The sequence below is a fragment of the Bradyrhizobium sp. SZCCHNR3119 genome, assembly GCF_032487775.1.
GTDB lineage: Bacteria > Pseudomonadota > Alphaproteobacteria > Rhizobiales > Xanthobacteraceae > Bradyrhizobium.
In genome coordinates this window covers 625,859-644,694 of the sequence record NZ_JAUEUV010000002.1, presented here as the reverse complement: position 1 = coordinate 644,694, position 18,836 = coordinate 625,859, and the positions used below count along the sequence as shown (strand labels likewise).

17 protein-coding genes are annotated in these 18,836 nt (G+C 63.5%); 10 read left to right on the top strand and 7 right to left on the bottom strand.

What is annotated here, in order from left to right; all coding sequences use genetic code 11:
* The first annotated feature begins 73 nt into the window (after positions 1-73).
* A complete protein-coding gene (locus tag QX034_RS30260) occupies positions 74-751 on the top strand; it encodes a glutathione S-transferase family protein (protein WP_315742014.1) in 678 nt (225 codons plus the stop codon).
* A gap of 182 nt (positions 752-933) precedes the next feature.
* Here QX034_RS30260 and QX034_RS30255 read toward each other — a convergent pair whose 3' ends face one another.
* On the bottom strand, positions 934-1,581 hold the full coding sequence (locus tag QX034_RS30255) for an alpha/beta hydrolase (protein ID WP_315703752.1): 648 nt from the start codon (positions 1,579-1,581) through the stop codon (positions 934-936).
* Positions 1,582-1,882: 301 nt separating this feature from the next.
* On the opposite strand from QX034_RS30255, the gene QX034_RS30250 reads away from it, so the two are divergent.
* The 8 genes from QX034_RS30250 to QX034_RS30215 all read left to right on the top strand — a co-directional run bounded on the left by QX034_RS30250 (position 1,883) and on the right by QX034_RS30215 (position 9,558).
* Complete coding sequence (locus QX034_RS30250; protein ID WP_315703753.1) at positions 1,883-3,046, top strand: cysteine desulfurase family protein; 1,164 nt, start codon at positions 1,883-1,885, stop codon at positions 3,044-3,046.
* An 84-nt stretch (positions 3,047-3,130) separates the two neighbouring features.
* Positions 3,131-4,627, top strand: a complete 1,497-nt coding sequence (sufB, locus tag QX034_RS30245; protein WP_315703754.1) for a Fe-S cluster assembly protein SufB — start codon at positions 3,131-3,133, stop codon at positions 4,625-4,627.
* Positions 4,628-4,743: 116 nt separating this feature from the next.
* Positions 4,744-5,496 (top strand): Fe-S cluster assembly ATPase SufC, encoded by a 753-nt coding sequence (gene sufC, locus QX034_RS30240; RefSeq protein WP_315703755.1) that lies wholly within the window; start codon positions 4,744-4,746, stop codon positions 5,494-5,496.
* A gap of 20 nt (positions 5,497-5,516) precedes the next feature.
* Positions 5,517-6,833 carry a Fe-S cluster assembly protein SufD gene (gene sufD / locus QX034_RS30235; RefSeq protein ID WP_315703756.1) on the top strand — a complete coding sequence of 439 codons (1,317 nt, stop codon included), beginning with the start codon at positions 5,517-5,519 and terminating at the stop codon, positions 6,831-6,833.
* Positions 6,830-8,077, top strand: coding sequence for a cysteine desulfurase (locus QX034_RS30230; protein ID WP_315731116.1), 1,248 nt, complete (start codon positions 6,830-6,832; stop codon positions 8,075-8,077). Before sufD ends, QX034_RS30230 begins: the two co-directional genes overlap by 4 nt.
* A complete protein-coding gene (locus tag QX034_RS30225) occupies positions 8,074-8,445 on the top strand; it encodes an SUF system Fe-S cluster assembly protein (RefSeq protein WP_315703758.1) in 372 nt (123 codons plus the stop codon). Before QX034_RS30230 ends, QX034_RS30225 begins: the two co-directional genes overlap by 4 nt.
* 63 nt (positions 8,446-8,508) lie before the next feature.
* Complete coding sequence (locus tag QX034_RS30220) at positions 8,509-8,913, top strand: HesB/IscA family protein (RefSeq protein WP_409977488.1); 405 nt, start codon at positions 8,509-8,511, stop codon at positions 8,911-8,913.
* Positions 8,914-9,033: 120 nt separating this feature from the next.
* On the top strand, positions 9,034-9,558 hold the full coding sequence (locus QX034_RS30215; protein WP_315703759.1) for a TfoX/Sxy family protein: 525 nt from the start codon (positions 9,034-9,036) through the stop codon (positions 9,556-9,558).
* A gap of 13 nt (positions 9,559-9,571) precedes the next feature.
* Here the strand turns inward: QX034_RS30215 and QX034_RS30210 are convergent, their stop codons facing one another.
* Both QX034_RS30210 and QX034_RS30205 read right to left on the bottom strand, forming a co-directional pair.
* Positions 9,572-10,642, bottom strand: a complete 1,071-nt coding sequence (locus tag QX034_RS30210; protein WP_315703760.1) for a diguanylate cyclase — start codon at positions 10,640-10,642, stop codon at positions 9,572-9,574.
* A 360-nt stretch (positions 10,643-11,002) separates the two neighbouring features.
* Positions 11,003-12,427, bottom strand: coding sequence for a DEAD/DEAH box helicase (locus tag QX034_RS30205; RefSeq protein ID WP_315703761.1), 1,425 nt, complete (start codon positions 12,425-12,427; stop codon positions 11,003-11,005).
* A gap of 530 nt (positions 12,428-12,957) precedes the next feature.
* Between QX034_RS30205 and QX034_RS30200 the strand changes: the two genes are divergently transcribed.
* Complete coding sequence (locus QX034_RS30200) at positions 12,958-14,454, top strand: caspase family protein (protein WP_315767897.1); 1,497 nt, start codon at positions 12,958-12,960, stop codon at positions 14,452-14,454.
* Between the two features lie 14 nt (positions 14,455-14,468).
* Here the strand turns inward: QX034_RS30200 and QX034_RS30195 are convergent, their stop codons facing one another.
* The 4 genes from QX034_RS30195 to parE form a co-directional block, all read right to left on the bottom strand.
* Entirely contained in the window at positions 14,469-15,236 is a 768-nt protein-coding gene (locus tag QX034_RS30195; RefSeq protein ID WP_315730017.1) for an SDR family NAD(P)-dependent oxidoreductase, read from the bottom strand.
* Positions 15,237-15,253: 17 nt separating this feature from the next.
* The gene (locus tag QX034_RS30190; protein WP_315703764.1) at positions 15,254-15,439 is read right to left on the bottom strand and encodes a hypothetical protein; all 186 of its coding nucleotides are present in this window, start codon (positions 15,437-15,439) and stop codon (positions 15,254-15,256) included.
* A 183-nt stretch (positions 15,440-15,622) separates the two neighbouring features.
* Positions 15,623-16,399 (bottom strand): outer membrane protein, encoded by a 777-nt coding sequence (locus QX034_RS30185; RefSeq protein WP_315703765.1) that lies wholly within the window; start codon positions 16,397-16,399, stop codon positions 15,623-15,625.
* Positions 16,400-16,638: 239 nt separating this feature from the next.
* Entirely contained in the window at positions 16,639-18,714 is a 2,076-nt protein-coding gene (gene parE, locus QX034_RS30180; protein WP_315703766.1) for a DNA topoisomerase IV subunit B, read from the bottom strand.
* Positions 18,715-18,836 lie beyond the last annotated feature (122 nt).

Here is an 18,836-nt window from a genome sequence, read left to right as displayed (position 1 = left end):
CGATGCATCCTTCTTGACCGTTTCATGCGAATGCATTTAATTTGATGCATCTGCATGAAATGCGAGGATCAAAATGGCCGCCGCGCTGAAGCTGATCAGCCACAAGCTGTGTCCCTATGTGCAACGGGCGGTCATCGCCCTGACCGAGAAGGGCGTCGCCTTCGGGCGGATCGATATCGATCTCGCCGACAAGCCGGACTGGTTCCTGAAAATCTCGCCGCTCGGCAAGGTGCCGGTGCTGACGGTGGCGACCGCGACTGGCGAGGTGGCGCTGTTCGAGAGCAACGTGATCTGCGAGTACATCGAGGAGACGCAGCCGGGACCGAAGCTGCACCCGGCTGACGCACTCGATCGGGCCCAGCACCGCGCCTGGATGGAATTCGGCTCGGCGATCCTGTCCGATCTCTGGGGACTGGAGACCACGACGGACGCCGCGATTTTCGAGGCCAAGCGGCAGGCCCTGGTTGCGAAATTTGCACGGGTCGAAGCGGCGTTAGATGCGGGACCGTTCTTCGCGGGTGAAAGTTTCAGTCTGGTCGATGCGGTGTTCGCGCCGATCTTCCGCTATTTCGACGTCTTCGATGAGTTCGGCGATCTTCACGTGTTTGCCGATACGCCGAAGCTGCGGGCTTGGCGTGCTGCGCTGGCGCGACGCCCCAGCGTGAAGGCAGCCGTCGGCGCCGATTATCCGACGCTGCTGCGCGCCTTCCTCGTTCGCCACAACGCCTATCTGTTGCAACGGGCGGCGTAACGCAGCGTTGCGTCTCGACGTGTTGGCGATCACCCCCAACTGTCATCCCCGGCTTGACAGAGGCGATCCATTATTCCGAGACGGCGGTGACCAACTGTGATGCGTATTGGATCAACCGCTTTCGCGGGTGATGAGAGCGGAGGATGCGGCGCTCGTGAGTATGACCGCCGCTCCGCCCGCGCTCAGCGCACGTTGGCGAGCCGCATGTCGAGATAGGCCGTGATGGTTTCCATCAGCGGCTCGAGCTTGCCGTCGAAGAAGTGATTGGCGCCGGGAATGATCTGCTGATCGATGACGATGCCCTTCTGCGTCTTCAGCTTCTCCACCAGCGTGTTGACGTCCTTCGGCGGCACCACGGCGTCCTTCTCGCCATGGACGATCAGGCCCGACGAGGGGCAGGGCGCCAGGAAGGAGAAGTCATAGAGGTTGGCGGGCGGGGCGATCGAGATGAAGCCCTCGACCTCCGGGCGGCGCATCAGAAGCTGCATGCCGATCCAGGCGCCGAAGGAGAAGCCGGCGACCCAGCAGGCACGCGCCTCGGGGTTGATGGTCTGCGCCCAGTCCAGCGCCGAGGCGGCATCCGACAACTCGCCGGTGCCGTGGTCAAACGCGCCCTGGCTCCGGCCGACGCCGCGGAAATTGAAGCGCAGCACCGAGAAGCCGCGATGAGCGAAGGCGTAGTAGCACTGGTACACGATCTGATGGTTCATCGTGCCATGGAACTGCGGATGCGGATGCAGGATCATCGCAATCGGCGCGTTCTTCTGCTTGGCCGGATGATAACGGCCTTCGAGACGGCCCGCCGGACCGTTAAAGATGACTTCAGGCATCGGTGAACCCTTGAGAACCCTTGGCAAATATCGCGCGACGTCGTGCTAGCTTCGGCCGGCGCGACCGCCGACGAATGTTGCAGGAGAGCGGCGACTGAAGCGCCATCCGGTTGCGGATTGCGGAGGGCGCTGTCGTGAATAGAAGGACGCCTTCTAGCATGCTGGCAGGGGCCAAAAGCAAGAATTTTCAACATCCGGCAATGCATTCAAGGCGTTAGCCCCCCAAATAGGCAGAGCGCGTCGAATGCGACGAGCCGCAAGAGCCGGCGAGTTGGAGCCGCAGCGGAAGATGGAATGCGAAATGCCCGAGCGCGTCTATTTCGATTGGAACGCCACCACGCCCCTGCGGCCCGAGGCCCGGGCCGCGATCACGGCGGCGCTCGATCTCGTCGGCAACCCCTCCTCGGTGCATGCCGAGGGACGCCAGGCGCGCCGGCTGGTGGAGGAGGCGCGCGAGTCGATCGCGCGGGCCGTGGGGGGCTTGCCGCGGAACGTGGTCTTCACCTCCGGAGGCACCGAGGCCAATGTGCTGGCGCTCAGTCCCGGCTTGCGGGCGCCGGCTGGACCGGTTCAGCGGCTCCTGGTGTCGGCCATCGAGCACGCCTCGGTCCTGGCTGGCGGCCAGTTCGACCCGGGAGCGATCCGCACCATCCCGGTGGTCCCGTCCGGTGTCGTCGATCTGGAGCGGCTGCGCGCCATGCTGGCCGATGGGCCGCCGGCTCTGGTCTCGGTGATGGCCGCCAACAACGAGACCGGCGCGCTTCAACCGATTTTGCAGGTTGCGGAGCTCGTTCGTGAGGCGGGCGGGCTGCTGCACGTCGATGCGATCCAGGCATTTGGCAAAGTTCCTTTTCGTATCAACGATGTGGGGGCGGACCTTGCGACGGTTTCTGCGCACAAGATCGGCGGGCCGAAGGGCGTCGGTGCCCTCGTGCTGGGGGCCGGGATCGATGGGCCGCCGGCGCTGTTGCGCGGCGGCGGCCAGGAGCGCGGGCGCCGGGCCGGAACCGAAAATGTAAGTGGAATCTTAGGGTTTGGGGCGGCGGCGAAAGCGGCGATGGCGGCGCTCGAAACGGATCAGGCGCGCATTGGCGCCTTGCGCGATCGCCTCGAAAGCGGCTTGCGGCAGACGCCTGGCGTGACGGTATTTTCGTCCGATACAGCGCGGCTGCCGAACACCACGCTGTTCACGGCCCCTGGTCTGAAGGCGGAGACGGCGGTGATTGGCTTCGACCTCGCCGGCGTCGCGGTGTCTTCCGGCTCGGCCTGCTCCTCCGGCAAGGTCCAGCCATCCCACGTCCTGGAAGCCATGGGCATCAGTTCCACTTTGGCACAGGGAGCGGTGCGCCTCAGTCTGGGCTGGTCCACGCGAACCGATGACGTGGATCGGTGCCTGGAGGCTTGGCGAAGGCTTGCCGGGACCTTACTTAAACTGAGTAGCGAAACCCAGCTTGAACGATTCTAGGCAGGTGATTTCGCCCGCGAAACGTCGTAAGACGGTTCCGTAAGATGTCCACCGCGGTCCTTGAAACCGCGAGCGGAGGAATGAATGGCAGCCGTGCAAGAGACGGTCGACCGCGTCAGGCGGATCGACGTCGACCAGTATCGTTATGGGTTTGAGACCCTGATCGAGTCCGAGAAGGCCCCCAAGGGGCTTTCGGAAGACACCATCCGCTTCATTTCGGGAAAGAAGAACGAGCCGGCCTGGATGCTCGAATGGCGGCTGGAGGCGTATCGCCGCTGGCTGACCATGACCGAGCCGACCTGGGCGCGCGTCGACTACCCGAAGATCGATTACCAGGATCTCTATTATTATTCGGCGCCGAAGCCGAAGAAGCAGCTCTCCTCGATCGACGAGATCGATCCGGAGATCCTGAAGACCTATGAGAAGCTCGGCATTCCCCTGCGCGAGGTCGCGATCCTCGAGGGGGTCGAGCCCGTGCCCGGCGCCGGCAGCCCGGAGAGTCGCAAGATCGCGGTCGATGCCGTGTTCGACTCGGTCTCGGTCGCGACGACATTTAAGGAGGAGCTGAAGAAGGCCGGCGTGATCTTCATGCCGATCTCCGAGGCGATCCGCGAGCATCCGGAACTCGTGCAGAAATATCTCGGCAGCGTGGTGCCGACCTCCGACAACTTCTTTGCGACGTTGAACTCGGCCGTGTTCTCCGACGGCTCGTTCGTCTACGTGCCGCCGGGCGTGCGCTGCCCGATGGAGCTGTCGACCTATTTCCGCATCAACGAGCGCAACACCGGCCAGTTCGAGCGCACGCTGATCATCGCCGACAAGGGCTCCTACGTCTCCTATCTCGAAGGTTGCACCGCGCCGCAGCGCGACGAGAATCAGCTGCATGCAGCCGTGGTTGAGCTGGTCACGCTCGATGACGCCGAGATCAAATACTCGACCGTGCAGAACTGGTATCCGGGCAATTCGGAAGGCAAGGGCGGCATCTACAACTTCGTCACCAAGCGTGGCGATTGCCGCGGCGCCAACTCCAAGATCTCCTGGACCCAGGTCGAGACGGGATCGGCGATCACCTGGAAATATCCGAGCTGCATTTTGCGCGGCGATAATTCGCGTGGTGAATTCTACTCGATCGCGATCTCCAATGGCTATCAGCAGGTCGATAGCGGCACCAAGATGATCCATCTTGGCAAGAACACGACGAGCCGGATCATCTCCAAGGGCATCGCGGCCGGCAAATCGCAGAACACCTATCGCGGCCTCGTCACCGCGCATCGCAAGGCGAGCGGCGCGCGCAACTTTACCGCCTGCGACTCGCTCTTGATCGGCGACAAATGCGGCGCGCACACCGTGCCCTACATCGAAGCCAAGAACTCCTCTGCCGTGTTCGAGCACGAGGCGACGACCTCGAAGATCTCCGAGGACGTGCTGTTCTACTGCGTCCAGCGCGGCTTGAGCCAGGAGGAGGCGGTCGGGCTGGTCGTCAACGGCTTCGTCAAGGATGTGCTGCAGCAGCTCCCGATGGAGTTCGCGGTCGAGGCGCAGAAGCTGATCTCGATCTCGCTCGAAGGCTCGGTCGGATAGACCTTGTTGCAGGACGGCGCGGCCGTCCCGCACATACTTTCACATAGATCTCGCGACCTTCGTCCTTTGAGACCGCCTCCGGCGCATGCAGGACGAGGAACAGACGGAAGACAACGATGCCATTGCTCGAAATCAAGAACCTGCAAGTCCGCGTCGAGGAGCGTGAAATCCTCCATGGACTGTCGCTGACCGTGAACGAAGGCGAGATCCACGCCATCATGGGGCCGAACGGCTCCGGCAAATCGACGCTCAGCCATGTGATCGCAGGTAAGCCCGGTTATGAGGTTACCGGCGGCGAGATCCTGTTCAAGGGCGAGGATCTGCTTGCGATGGAGCCGGACGAGCGCGCCGCCAAGGGCGTTTTCCTGGCCTTCCAATACCCGGTCGAAATCCCCGGCGTTGCCACCATGACCTTCCTGCGCACGGCGCTGAACGCGCAGCGCAAGGCGCGCGGCGAGGAGGAGTTCTCGACCCCGGATTTCCTGAAGAAGGTGCGCGAGACCGCGAAGTCGCTCGGCATTCCGCAGGACATGCTCAAGCGCGGCGTCAATGTCGGCTTCTCCGGCGGCGAGAAGAAGCGCAACGAGGTGCTGCAGATGGCGCTGTTCCAGCCCTCGCTCTGCATTCTCGACGAGATGGATTCCGGCCTCGACATCGACGCGCTGCGCATCGCCGCCGACGGCGTCAATGCGCTGCGCTCGCCCGAGCGCGCGATGATCGTGATCACGCATTATCAGCGGCTGCTCAACTACATCGTGCCTGACGTCGTGCATGTGATGTCGAAGGGCCGTGTGGTGAAGAGCGGTGGCAAGGAGCTGGCGCTTGAGCTCGAGGCCTCCGGCTACGCCCAGTTCGAGGACGCGGCGTAAACCGCGCGAATAGGTTTGTGATGACCGTTGCTTTGGTAAAGAACGACTCCGGCAGTGCGGCGAATGGCATCTTTGCCGCCGCGCAAAGCCGGTTGCCCGGGACGGGCAGGGTCGCCGATCTCAGGCGCGACGCTTTCGCGGCGTTCGAACGCGCGGGCCTGCCGCATCGGCGCGTCGAGGAATGGAAATATACCGATCTGCGCGCGCTGATGCGCGAGTTGCTGCCGCTCGCGCCCACGCCTGACGCGGCCGCTCTGGCGCGCGCCAAGGCAGCGCTGGCTCCTGTTGCGATCGATGGCGCGATCAAGTTGGTGCTGGTCGATGGCGTTTTCGCAGCCGAGCTGTCCGACAACGTCGCGGCGGGCGTCAGCCTGCGGACGCTGCAGAAGGTGCTGGAGAACGAAGCCAACGAGGCCCGCGGCGATCTGTTGCTGACGACCTCGACCGATCCGATGATCTCGCTGAATGCGGCGCTGGCGACCGACGGCGTGGTGGTTGGAATCGCTGATGGCGTACAGCTGCCGGGGCCGTTGCAGATCATCCATGTCGCGACGGCTGCGAAGTCGTCGCGCTCCACCCGCTCGCATCTGCAGATCGGCAAGGGCGCACGCGTGACCCTGGTCGAAACCTGCGTGGCGGCCGAAGGCGCCGCCGCCTATCAGGCCAACGATGTGGCCGTGATCTGGGTCGGCGACGGGGCGGAGCTGTCGCATATCCGGCTGATGCGCGATGCCACTGACGCGGTCAATATCAGTTCGGAACTGATCACCGTCGGCACCAAGTCCAAGCTGAACCTGTTCAATATGACCAGCGGCGGTGCCGTGAGCCGGCTGCAGGCCTTCATCACGCTGGCAGGCGAGGGCAGCGAGCTCACGATCAACGGCGTCAACCTGCTGCGCGACAAGCAGCACGGCGACACCACGATCGTGGTCGACCACGCCGTGCCCGGCTGCACCAGCCGGGAGAACTTCCGCGCCGTGCTCGACGACCGCGCGCATTCGGTGTTCCAGGGCCGCATCATCGTGCGTCCGGATGCGCAGAAGACCGACGGCAGGATGATGACGCGGGCGCTGCTTCTGTCCGACGAAGCCGAGGCCGACAACAAGCCGGAGCTCGAGATCTTCGCCGACGACGTCTCGTGCGGCCATGGCGCGACCTCCGGTGCGCTCGACGAGAGCCTGTTGTTTTACTTGCGCGCGCGCGGCCTGCCCGAGAAGCAGGCGCAGGCGCTGCTGGTCCAGGCCTTTGTCGGCGAGGCGATCGAGGCCATCGAGGACGAGGGCTTGCGCGAGCGTATCATCGATGCCGCGCAACATTGGTTGGAGGCCCGCGCATGAGCACGCATCCGGCGGTCGCCAATGGCGCCTATGACGTGAATCGCGTGCGCGCCGATTTCCCGGCGCTGTCGCTGCAGGTCTACGGCAAGAAGCTCGTCTATCTCGACAATGCGGCCTCGGCGCAAAAGCCTGCCGCTGTGCTCGATCGCATGACCCAGGCCTACACGTCCGAATATGCCAATGTGCATCGCGGCCTGCACTACCTCGCCAATGCGGCGACCGAAGCCTATGAGGGCGGCCGCGCCAAGGTCGCGCAATTCCTCAATTCGCGCCGGCCTGAGGAGATCATCTTCACCCGCAATGCCACCGAGGCGATCAACCTGGTCGCCTCGTCCTTCGGCGCGCCGAATATCGGCGAAGGCGACGAGATCGTGCTCTCGATCATGGAGCATCACTCCAATATCGTGCCGTGGCACTTCCTGCGGGAGCGGCAGGGGGCGGTGATCAAATGGGCACCTGTAGATGACGACGGCAATTTCCTGATCGACGAGTTCGAGAAGCTTCTGACCGATCGCACCAAGCTGGTTGCGATCACCCAGATGTCGAACATGCTGGGCACCCTGGTGCCGGTCAAGGAGGTCGTCCGAATCGCGCACGCCCGCGGCATCCCCGTGCTGGTCGATGGCAGCCAGGCTGCCGTGCATCTGGCGATCGACGTACAGGACATCGACTGCGACTTCTACGTCTTCACCGGCCACAAGCTGTACGGTCCGACCGGCATCGGCGTGCTGTACGGAAAATACGATCTGCTCGTCGCGATGCGTCCCTATAACGGCGGCGGCGAGATGATCCGCGAAGTCACGCGTGACTGGGTGACCTATGGCGATCCCCCGCACAGGTTCGAGGCGGGCACGCCGGCGATCGTCGAGTCGGTCGGGCTGGGCGCTGCGATCGACTATGTCAATTCGATCGGTAAGGACCGCATCGCCGCGCATGAGCACGATCTGTTGACCTACGCCGAAGCGCGGCTGCGCGAGATCAATTCGCTGCGGCTGATCGGCACGGCCAAGGGCAAGGGGCCGGTCATCTCGTTCGAGATGAAGGGGGCGCATGCGCACGACATCGCCACCGTGATCGACCGCCAGGGCGTCGCGGTGCGTGCGGGCACGCATTGCGTGATGCCGCTTTTGGAGAGATTCAACGTCACAGCGACCTGCCGGGCGTCGTTTGGGATGTACAATACGAAAGAAGAAGTCGATCAACTGGCGCAGGCCCTGATGAAGGCGCGGGATTTGTTTGCATGAGCGACACAGCCGAAGTCAAAACCCAGTCGGTGGAAACCCATTCGGCCTTGCCGCCGGAAGAGACCGAGCGGCTCTCGCGCGAGATCATCGCGGCGTTGAAGACGGTATTCGACCCGGAAATTCCGGCCGACATCTATGAGCTCGGCCTGATCTACAAGGTCGATATCAAGGACGACCGCAGCGTCGATGTGGTGATGACCTTGACGACGCCGAATTGTCCGGCGGCCGGCGAGTTGCCGACCATGGTCGAGAACGCGATCGCGAGCGTGCCGGGGGTCGGCATCGTGAGCGTCAACATCGTCTGGGAGCCGCAATGGACGCCGGACCGGATGAGCGACGAAGCGCGGCTCGTCCTCAATATGTGGTGAGGCGTAATCAGGCACGGACTTTGAATGAACAGGCGGGATTGATCGACCGCCGGGATTGAGCACATGAACACGATGACGAACACACAAGCGAGCCTTGCCGGGAAGCCGAAGCCGCGGCCCCGCCCGCAGGTGATGAGGCTGACGGACGCCGCGGCGGCGCGCATTCGCGAACTGATGAGCCGAAGCGATTCCGAGATCGTGGGCCTGCGCGTCGGCGTCAAGAACGGCGGCTGCGCCGGACAGTCCTACACGGTTGAATATGCCCATGAGATCCGGCCCACCGACGAGGTGGTCGAGGACAAGGGCGTCAAGATCCTGGTCGATCCGAAGGCGGTGCTGTTCCTGCTCGGCACCGAGATGGATTACAGGGCCGACAAGATGCAGGCCCAATTCGTGTTCAACAACCCGAACCAGATCAGCGCCTGCGGCTGCGGCGAGTCGGTGCAGCTCAAGCCGGCCGAGGTGTGACGCGTCAGGGCGGATTCCCGCCTTGTCGTGTTTCGGACATTGACAATCGCTCATCGTGGAGACGACAACCGCAGCAGGGGCCGGTATCGCATGCCCGGCGCGCAATGAGCGGTGGACGCGATGGACCGCGAATTCCTGGCTGATCTGTTTGCCAGTTTTGGGCCGGTGACGATCCGGCGGATGTTTTCAGGTTTCGGCATCTCCGCCGATGGCATCAATTTCGCGCTGGCTTTGCGCAGCGGGCTTTATCTGCGCGCGGACGAAGAGACCATCGGAGCGTTCGAGGCGGCCGGCTCCAAGCCGTTCCAATATCAGACGCGGGCGCGCACCATGACCGTGGGGTCATATTGGGAGGTGCCGGCCCATCTGTTCGACGATGTCGAGGAATTCGCCACATGGGCAAAGGCGGCCTTCGCCGCGGCACAACGGGCCGCGCTGAAGAAACGGAGCAGGGCGCGCCGGCCCGCTGCGAAGAAGGATGGGGTGAGCGCGAAGAGCCGGCCGGCAAAGAAGGCGGCATCCGGACGCGCGGGATCCGGCAAGGCACGCACGACGAAAAAGGCGGCCGAGCCACCAAAAAAGCGGTCAGCCAAACGATCCCCGACGACGAAAGCCGCGAAGCGAGCTCGCAAATCCGCTTCTTGAGGCGATCATCTGCTCAACAGGCGACTTGGCCCTGCGTTTGAGCGACATATTCCGGATCGACTTCGCAGATCACCCGGTTGCGGCCACTGCGCTTGGCGGCATAGAGGCAGGCGTCGGCGCGTTCGATCAGAGCGTCGGTGTCGTCGCCCGGCTTGAGCATGGACACGCCGACCGAGATGGTGACGCGGCCGAGAACCTCCCCGGTCGATTTTTTCTTCAATTCCTTTGCCATGACCGCGCGGCGAATCTGGTCCGCGACGGTGAGGGCCTGCCGGAGGGCTGTATTCGGCAGCACCACTGCGAATTCCTCGCCGCCATAGCGCGCCGTGATGTCCTGGCCCTTGATCGCCTGTTTCAGCGACAAGCCGACCAGGCGAAGCACCTGATCTCCGGTGAGGTGGCCGTAGGAATCGTTGAACGACTTGAAATGATCGATGTCGAACATCAGCAGCGAGAGCGGCAGGCAGGTCGCCTGCGCCGTCTCCACGGCCATGTCGATCATGCGGTCGAAATATTTGCGATTGCCGAGACCGGTGAGCGGATCGGTCAGGCTCTCGGCCCTGATCGCTTCCAGACTTTGCTGCAGGTCGCTGATCTCGGTCTTCGAGAGCGACAGGCGTTGTTCGAGCGCCCGGTTCGTCTCGCGCATTTCGCGCGTCGATCGGGCGAGCGCTTCGACGATCTCGAACAGCTGCTCGCGACTGGTCACGGAAGCAAGCTTCTGGTCCGCCTCCGCAAGGCTCGCATCATAGCTCGCGGTGATCCCGAGCGTATCCGTGATCAGGTTCATCACATCGTCGATCTCACCGATCACGCGTGCGCCGACCTTGTCGATGCGGTCGGTGGTCTTCTGCTGGGAAAGATAAGTCTCGTAGAGCTGTTCGAGCTCCGGCTCTCCCAGCTTGCCGCTGCGGGCCAAGGTCTCGTTGATGATCTGGTTGAGCGAGGCGTTGTAGCCGGTGGCGTAGACGTACCAGATCTCATAGTTGCGCGGCGTGGCGGTGTGGCGCAGCAACTTGATTTGGCTGAGCGCGACATCGGCGAAGGCCAGCGTGCGTTCGTATTCGTCAAGCACATTGACCACTACGAGTCCCTCACAATTCGCCTGCCGCGAGCAATCAATAAATATGCAGGCAAGTTAGTGGACGAGAGTGAATCGGGGGTAAACAGATGCCGGGGTGCTTCCAGGCATTATCGCGCGATGGAATGGCGCGCGCCAAACCGGCGCCGCGGCCAGCGCGGTTGGCCTATCACGTTCAAGCTGCAACGGAAGCGAGCGGAGCGCGGCTGAAGCCGAAACCTGACGACTATAACATAAGTTAGTCCGCGCCTCTGGTCAGATGACGCGCTCAGGTGTTCGGCCGCTTGGCTCCTCGGAGATGATCCGGACAAGTCTCATCGGACGGTGTCGGCGTGCGATGCGTCGATGTGGGACGCGCGCGGCTCAAACCACCGGCGCGCGCACCGGGCGCAGCAGAAAGGCAGGAAGGTGAGAATGATCTGCCGGCTCGTTCTCGACCTCGCGGCGCACGCGCCGCGGTTCGCTGCGCGGCTGGGAAGTTGCTGCGCGGGGTTGGGGAGCGTGCGAAGGCCGGTCGTCTTTATGTGCGTGCTTCGGTGTCTCGCGCTCCCGCTGAGGCTTGCGGTCGTGGCGGTCGCGTGAAGGCTTGCGCTCGCGCCGAGCGCCGTCGCGCGGGCGATGCTCACGCGTGTCTTCGTGATTCGACGAAGCCTCCTGAACGGTGTAATCGCCTTCAGCGCGGGGGATTCCTTGCCCGATCAGCTTTTCGATGGCCGCGACGGATTTCTGGTCGGGTGACGTCACGATCGAAATCGCAGTGCCTGAGCGTCCGGCGCGTCCCGTACGACCGATGCGATGGACATAATCATCGGGATGATGCGGCACGTCGAAATTGAAGACGTGGCTGACCTCGGGAATGTCGAGCCCGCGGGCCGCGACGTCCGAGGCGACGAGGAGCGGCAACTCGCCCTTGCGGAACTGATCGAGCGCGGCCATGCGTGCCGACTGATCCATGTCGCCATGCAGCGCGCCAACGCTGAACCCGTGCTTCTGAAGCGATTTGTAGACGATGGCCACGTCACGCTTGCGGTTGCAGAAGATGATCGCGTTCTTGAGGTCTTTCGCCTCGCGCAAGAGGCGCCGCAGCACCTCGCGCTTCTGATGCGCCTCGCGCCCCGAGGGCACTTGCGACTGGGTCACCGTGACGGCCGTCGTAGCAGGCTTGGAGACTTCGACCTTCTGCGGATTGTGCAGGAAGGCCTCGGTGACGCGCCGGATTTCCGGCGGCATGGTGGCAGTGAACAACAGCGTCTGCCGCGTGAAGGGGACCAGCTTGCAGATCCGCTCGATGTCCGGGATGAAGCCCATGTCGAGCATGCGATCGGCTTCGTCGATCACCAGCAGTTCGACGCCGGTGAGCAGCAATCCGCCCCGTTCGGTATGGTCGAGCAGGCGGCCGGGAGTTGCGATCAGGACGTCGACGCCACGCGTCAGCTTGGAGTCCTGGTCGCCGAAAGAGACGCCGCCGATCAGAAGCGCGACGTTGAGTTTTTGGCCGGCGCCGTAGCGATCGAAATTCTCTTTGACCTGTGCGGCGAGTTCGCGGGTCGGCTCCAGGATCAGGGTGCGGGGCATACGTGCCCTGGCGCGTCCCTTTTCCAGGATGGTCAGCATCGGAAGCACGAAAGCGGCCGTCTTGCCGGTGCCGGTCTGGGCAATGCCGAGAACATCGCGGCGGGCCAGGACGTGAGGGATGGCTTGTTCTTGAATGGGGGTCGGTGTGGTGTAACCGGTCGCCGCCACTGCGGCCAACACCTTGTCGGATAAACCGAGATTGGAAAAGGACATCGAGCCTCTGTTTGGCGGGGCCCCTAGCTGACGAGGCCTCTATTCGACGCCGCCGTTAGGAATCGAGGGGAACGGGCTGTGGTCGCGTTCAACCCCAAACGGCGTGCTTTGGATAAGCTGGGGGCTCTCTGACTTACGCTGACCCCGCGGTTGCTCATATAGGAATCGGATCGATCCTGAGCCGCGTTACACGGGAAGATAGGGTCAAATTGCCCAAAGTCAATGGAGGAGAAGCGCGAAGTATCGAAAAAGCCTAATGTTTTTGCATTATTTGCAGGCATCCTGTCGCAAACTTGTTGCACTTCGTCGCCGCCCCGATCGACCTTGAGCGGCATATCGGCTTATGCCCTGGGGTAAGATTCGCCTGCAGTGGCCGGATACCCTGCTCGGGTCGGAGGGGGCGCAAGACGGCCGCACCGGGCCCACCCGAAGCAGGTGCTCGGGCTTGAACCAGTGACGATCGATGGCCGACTATGGCGAAGCGGATCGCATTGGGCCGATCGGTGCAGCTCAAGTGGGACAGGGGATCGATGCGGACATTGTTGAGGGGCCTTCTGGTCTGCAGTCTTGCCGCGACCGTTCTGGTTCTCGCGCTGCCGGCGCATGCGGAGAAGCGCATCGCGCTGGTGATCGGCAACAACGACTACCGATTCGTCCCGAAGCTGCAGAAGGCGGTCAATGACGCTCGCACGATGGGCGACACGCTGAAGCAGCTCGGCTTCGAGGTCATGGTCGCCGAGAATCTGAATCGTCAGCAATTCAGCCAGGCGCTGCTTGCCTTCGATAGTGCCGTCGCGCCCGGCGACACTGCGTTCTTCTTCTATGCCGGCCACGGCTTCGAAATTGCCGGCCAGAATTTCCTGCTGCCGACCGACGTGCCGGCCGCGACCGAAGGGCAGGAGGAATTGGTTCGCGATGCCTCGATTCTGGCGGACCGTGTCATCGAGCGGCTGCAGAACAAGAAGGCGCGGACTTCGATCCTGGTGTTTGACGCCTGTCGCAACAACCCGTTCGAGCGGCCGGGGACACGCGCCGTTGCTGGTGGCGGCGGATTGGCACCGATGACGCAACTGCCTGAAGGCGTGTTCTCGGTCTTTTCTGCGGGGCCGCGGCAAACCGCATTGGATCGATTATCGAACGAGGACGCCAATCCGAATTCAGTGTTCACGCGCGCCTTTGCCAAGGAGCTGACGCAGCCCGGCATCAACCTGGTGCAGGTCGCGCAGCGTACGCGCCGCGTGGTCAGCGAGATGGCGGAGACCGTGCACCACAAGCAGGTCCCGGTCTATTTCGACCAGATGGTCGACGATGTCTTCCTCAACGGCCTTGCCGGCGCAGCACCGGCGGATAAGCCTGCCGATCCACCGCAGAAGGTCGCGGCGCTGCCGCCGGTCTCGGTGCCGCACCTGCCGCCGGCCAATGAGAGCGTCAATGCGCCGATCGCGATGTTCTCGCGCCACAATGGCGGCTGGACCATCACCTTCTCGATTGCCGATCCGACGCTTGGCATCTCCTGGCGGATGGGGGACGCCGGTGTCTTTCGCGAGACCGGATTCATGGACGTGCTCGATCCGCGCACCCGCAAGCGCATGCCCAACCCGTCGATCGAACTGCCCGCCGACACGCCGGCCGGGACGATCCAGGTGCGCTATGTCGACGCGGGCGGCGAGATGCAGGGCCCGTTTCCGATCAGGTTCGAGCCGGAAGCTGCGCTGATCCGCGATCAGCGCAAGATCCTCGACATGACCGCGACGAGCTGGTTGTCATTTCGCGAGTTCAACGGATTGCTCGTCTACTACACGCATCTGATGTCGTATCGCTGCGCGATCCGCCAGGTGCGGATCGGCATCGATACGGCTGTGCCTGACAAGGTTCTGAATCTGCCGGCCTGCGACATGAAGGACCCGATCGCGATTCCTTCCAATGCAACGCCGTATCTGAAGCTGCCGCCCGCGACGCAGTTCGTGTCGGTCGAACTGACTTATCGCGACGGCAGCGTGTCGGAGATCAAGAGCTTCCGGCGCTGAACGTCGCTTATTGCTTACGCCGACACCGAATATCCGCCGTCGACGGGAATGGCCGTGCCCGTCACGAAGCCGGATGCTGCTGAGCTCAAGAAAACCGCGATGCCGGCAAAGTCGCCGATCTCGCCCCAGCGCGCCGCGGGCGTCCGCGCCAGCACCCGGTCGTGCAGGCCGTCGACCTGCTGGCGCGCGGTGCGGGTCAGGTCGGTATCGATCCAGCCGGGCAGGATTGCATTGACCTGGATGTTGTCGGCGGCCCAGGCGCACGCGCAGGCACGCGTGAACTGCACGATGCCGCCCTTGCTGGCGGCATAGGCCGGGGCGAAGCTCGCGCCGAAGATCGACATCATCGAGCCGATATTGATGATCTTGCCGCCGCCCGCCGCCTTGAGCGCAGGGTAGACGGCCTTCGAGCACAAGAACGCGCTGGTGAGGTTGGTCTCGATGACCTCGCTCCATTCATCGAGCTCGAGCGCCTGTGGCGGCTTGCGGATATTGATGCCGGCGTTGTTGATGAGAATATCGATGCGGCCGAATGCGTCGCCAACGCGCGCGATCATTGCCGTCACCGCGTCCTTGTCGGTGACATCGGCCGTCACCGCGACAGCGCGGACGCCGCGCGCCATCATGTCGGCTGCGACGGTATCGCTCTTGGCCTGGTTGCGGCCGACGATCGCGATGTCGGCGCCCGCATCGGCCAGTCCTCGCGTCATGCCGAGACCGATGCCGCCGTTGCCGCCGGTGACGATCGCGACCTTGCCGCGGAGATCGAATGGTGAAGCCATGGCGCGTGTCCCCTTTGTCAGCAGCTGCCTTGCCAGATCAGGACCAGGCCAAGCGCAGCGGTGCCCGCACCGTAGCCGGCCCATTGAATTTGATTGATCATGAAGCTCGAGCTTGGCCAGGCGACAACGCCCGTGCCCTGACCGATCCAGAGCAGGCCGACGCCGAGCAGCAACAGGCCCGCGATGAGAAGAAATCTGCGCATCCGCCTCCCTCCCGGCCGACGCTGCCATATGTGCGACCGCCGCATCTTGTTGGCGCGATCTGTTACGCGCGGTACGCGACCGTAGCGGCCGGGTGCGATGATGGCCAGCGTGGGAGGCACGCTGCGGACAAACAAAAAGCCCCGGCAGAGCCGGGGCTTTTCTCATCCGATCCTTTGGATCGATTAGTACTTCGCAACCACCGGGCCGGTCCAGTTGAAGCGGTAGACCAGCGAGGTGCTGATGGTCTGCACCCAAGGCTTGAAGCTGATCGAGTCCGTGGTCAGCAGGTTGCCGACGTCGGTGCGGACCGCGATATCCTTCCGGTCGTAGTAGGCAGCGCGATATTCGGTCTTCATGAACCAGCCCGGCGCCGTGATGCCGAAGATGTTCAGGTTGTTCTCGACGCCGCCGCCGATGAACCAGCCGTTACGATTGAAGGAGTCGGTGTGGAAGCCAGATGCGGTGCCGGTGAGGGTGGTCAAACCCGTTCCCGACCAGTGCGATCCGGAGTAGCCGCCGTTCACATAGGACAGCACATTCGGAGCGACCAGATAGCCGACGCGGACGCCCGCAGCCCAGGAGTCCTGCAGCTTGACCCGGCCGGTCAGGGCAGCAAACTGATCCTGAACAGTGCCGCGGAGGCTGCCGAACTGGCCGTCACCGAACAGGCCGACAACCCAGCTCGGGGCGACCTGCCAGTCGTAGCCGACACCGACGGTGCCGAACCAACCGTCACCGCCAACGCGCTGGTCGATCGTCACCGGGGCGCCCAGGAAATTGGTGTGCGAGTCGGCATCCCAGATGCCGCCGCCGGCGCCGCCGAAGATGTAGAAGCCGGTCCAGCTCGGAGCGGCCGGGGCGATCGGGGCCTTCACATAGGGGCGGGCGGCCAAATCGGCGGCCGAAGCGGCTCCCGTCATCGCCACCACTGCGGTCAAAGCCAGCAAAAGCTTTTTCATAATTCTAATCCCCAAGTCGACGTGCCGCCCGTGGCAGACAATCTGTCGGCGATTCCCTCGCCTGATGTGCCCGAACTATAGCCGATTGGTGCCCAAAAGCTGTTGCCTGACGGGCACACCGTCCGGAAAACAACGGGGCGGCTTGCTCGTCGAATGTGCAAATTATTGAATCAACTGCCAGAAAACGGCTGTGGCGAGTTGCGTGGAACTTGCAATTGTGGCTCGAAGGCGTTTTGAGGTCAGACGTCGAGGAGTTCGTCGCTGGCAAATTCCGCCTTTTCCGAAATGAAGGCGAAGCGTGCCTCGGCCTTGGTCCCCATCAGTCGCTCCACCGAATCGGCCGTGCCTTCCCGATCGTCGGCCAACAGGACGACACGGAGCAGGGTCCGCTTGGCGGGGTCCATGGTGGTTTCCTTGAGCTGCGCCGGCATCATTTCGCCGAGGCCTTTGAAGCGGCCGATCTCGACCTTGGCGTTGGCGTTGAACTCGCGTTTCAAGAGCTCGTCCCGATGTGCGTCGTCGCGGGCGTAGAAGGTCTTGCTGCCGTGCGTCAGCCGGTACAGCGGCGGCACCGCGAGATAGAGATGCCCTTCGTCGATCAGTCCCCGCATCTGCCGGTAGAAGAAGGTGATCAGGAGCGAGGCGATATGGGCGCCGTCGACGTCGGCGTCGGTCATGATGATGATGCGCTGATAACGGAGGTCCTCCTCGCGATAGGCGGTGCCGGTGCCGGCGCCGATCGCGAGGACGAGATCGGACAGCTGGGCATTTGCGGTCAGCTTGTCTTTGCCTGCCGAGGCGACATTGAGAATCTTGCCGCGTAGCGGCAGGACCGCCTGCGTCTTGCGATCACGCGCCTGCTTGGCGCTACCGCCGGCCGAATCGCCCTCGACGATGAACAGCTCGGAGTTGGCAGTGCCGGCATCGGAGCAGTCGGACAGCTTGCCCGGCAGCCGCAACTTCTTGGTTGCGGTTTTGCGCTGTGTTTCCTTTTCCTGGCGGCGGCGGATGCGCTCTTCCGCCCGCTCGATCACGAAATCGAGCAGCCGGTTGGCCTGCAGCGGATTGCCGGACAGCCAATGGTCGAACGGGTCCTTCACGGCCTGCTCGACGATGCGCTGCGCCTCGGCGGTTGCCAGGCGATCCTTGGTTTGGCCCTGGAATTCCGGTTCGCGCACGAACACCGACAGCATGATGGCGGCGCCCGCCATGATGTCCTCGGAGGTGATCGAGGCGGCGCGCTTGCCTTGGCCGGCGCGCTCGGCGTGGTCCTTCAGGCCACGCAGCAGGGCGCTGCGGATCCCCGATTCGTGGGTGCCGCCGTCGGGGGTCGGAATGGTGTTGCAGTACGAGGACAGGAAACCGTCAGCATCCGCGGTCCAGGCCACCGCCCATTCGCAGCCGCCATGGCCGCCGGTGCGGCCGGATTTGCCGGCGAAGATGTCGGGGTGGACCAGCGTGTCGGCATGGATCGCGGCGGCCAGATAATCCTTCAGGCCGCCCGGGAAGTGGAAGGTCGCCTCCGCCGGTACATCCTCGAGGCCCTTGAGCAGCGACGGATCGCATTTCCAGCGGATCTCGACGCCACCGAACAGGTAGGCCTTGGAGCGGGCCATCTTGAACAGGCGCTGCGGCTTGAACGCTGCCTTGGCGCCGAAGATGGTCGGGTCGGGCTGAAAGCGGACCTTGGTGCCACGGCGGTTCGCCACCTTGCCGAGTTCTTCCAGCTTGCCCTTGGGGTGACCGCGCTCGAACACCATCCGGTAGAGCTTCTGGTTGCGGGCGACCTCGACCTCGAGCCGGGTCGACAGCGCGTTCACCACGGAGATGCCGACGCCGTGCAGGCCGCCGGAGGTCTCGTAGACCTTCGAGTCGAACTTTCCGCCCGCGTGCAGGGTGCACATGATGATCTCGAGCGCGGACTTCTTCGGGAATTTCGGGTGCGGATCGACCGGGATGCCGCGACCGTTGTCGGTCACGGTCAGGAATCCGTCGGTATCCAGTTCCACCTCGATGAACGTGGCATGGCCCGCCAGCGCCTCGTCCATCGAGTTGTCGATGACCTCGGCGAACAGGTGGTGCAACGCCTTCTCGTCGGTGCCGCCGATATACATGCCGGGGCGCCGCCGGACCGGCTCCAGCCCCTCGAGAACCTCGATGTCACGGGCGGTATATTCGCCCTCCGCGCTCGACGCGCGGGCAGGTGCCTTGGAAGCTGCCTTGGCCGGAGCCTTGCCCTTGGCTTGCTGCGCCGCAAACATGTCGTCGGCGGGTTTGGCTTTCTGTTTTGCAGCGGATTTCAATGGCTTACCCATGGAATCTGACAATCTTGGTGCGCGAAGCGGAACGAATCGCTGGGCCTGACTATGCCATGGACGGGCGTAAAACAATGACCGGACAGAGGTTCCGGGCTGCTACGGACCCCAAAATCGCCCCT

Coding starts and splice junctions, on each gene's coding strand:
- QX034_RS30260 (WP_315742014.1), top strand. CDS start 74: ATGGCCGCCGCGCTGAAGCTGATCAGCCACAAGCTGTGTCCCTATGTG.
- QX034_RS30255 (WP_315703752.1), bottom strand. CDS start 1,581: ATGCCTGAAGTCATCTTTAACGGTCCGGCGGGCCGTCTCGAAGGCCGT.
- QX034_RS30250 (WP_315703753.1), top strand. CDS start 1,883: ATGCCCGAGCGCGTCTATTTCGATTGGAACGCCACCACGCCCCTGCGG.
- sufB (WP_315703754.1), top strand. CDS start 3,131: ATGGCAGCCGTGCAAGAGACGGTCGACCGCGTCAGGCGGATCGACGTC.
- sufC (WP_315703755.1), top strand. CDS start 4,744: ATGCCATTGCTCGAAATCAAGAACCTGCAAGTCCGCGTCGAGGAGCGT.
- sufD (WP_315703756.1), top strand. CDS start 5,517: ATGACCGTTGCTTTGGTAAAGAACGACTCCGGCAGTGCGGCGAATGGC.
- QX034_RS30230 (WP_315731116.1), top strand. CDS start 6,830: ATGAGCACGCATCCGGCGGTCGCCAATGGCGCCTATGACGTGAATCGC.
- QX034_RS30225 (WP_315703758.1), top strand. CDS start 8,074: ATGAGCGACACAGCCGAAGTCAAAACCCAGTCGGTGGAAACCCATTCG.
- QX034_RS30220 (WP_409977488.1), top strand. CDS start 8,509: ATGAACACGATGACGAACACACAAGCGAGCCTTGCCGGGAAGCCGAAG.
- QX034_RS30215 (WP_315703759.1), top strand. CDS start 9,034: ATGGACCGCGAATTCCTGGCTGATCTGTTTGCCAGTTTTGGGCCGGTG.
- QX034_RS30205 (WP_315703761.1), bottom strand. CDS start 12,427: ATGTCCTTTTCCAATCTCGGTTTATCCGACAAGGTGTTGGCCGCAGTG.
- QX034_RS30200 (WP_315767897.1), top strand. CDS start 12,958: ATGCGGACATTGTTGAGGGGCCTTCTGGTCTGCAGTCTTGCCGCGACC.
- QX034_RS30195 (WP_315730017.1), bottom strand. CDS start 15,236: ATGGCTTCACCATTCGATCTCCGCGGCAAGGTCGCGATCGTCACCGGC.
- QX034_RS30190 (WP_315703764.1), bottom strand. CDS start 15,439: ATGCGCAGATTTCTTCTCATCGCGGGCCTGTTGCTGCTCGGCGTCGGC.
- QX034_RS30185 (WP_315703765.1), bottom strand. CDS start 16,399: ATGAAAAAGCTTTTGCTGGCTTTGACCGCAGTGGTGGCGATGACGGGA.
- parE (WP_315703766.1), bottom strand. CDS start 18,714: ATGGGTAAGCCATTGAAATCCGCTGCAAAACAGAAAGCCAAACCCGCC.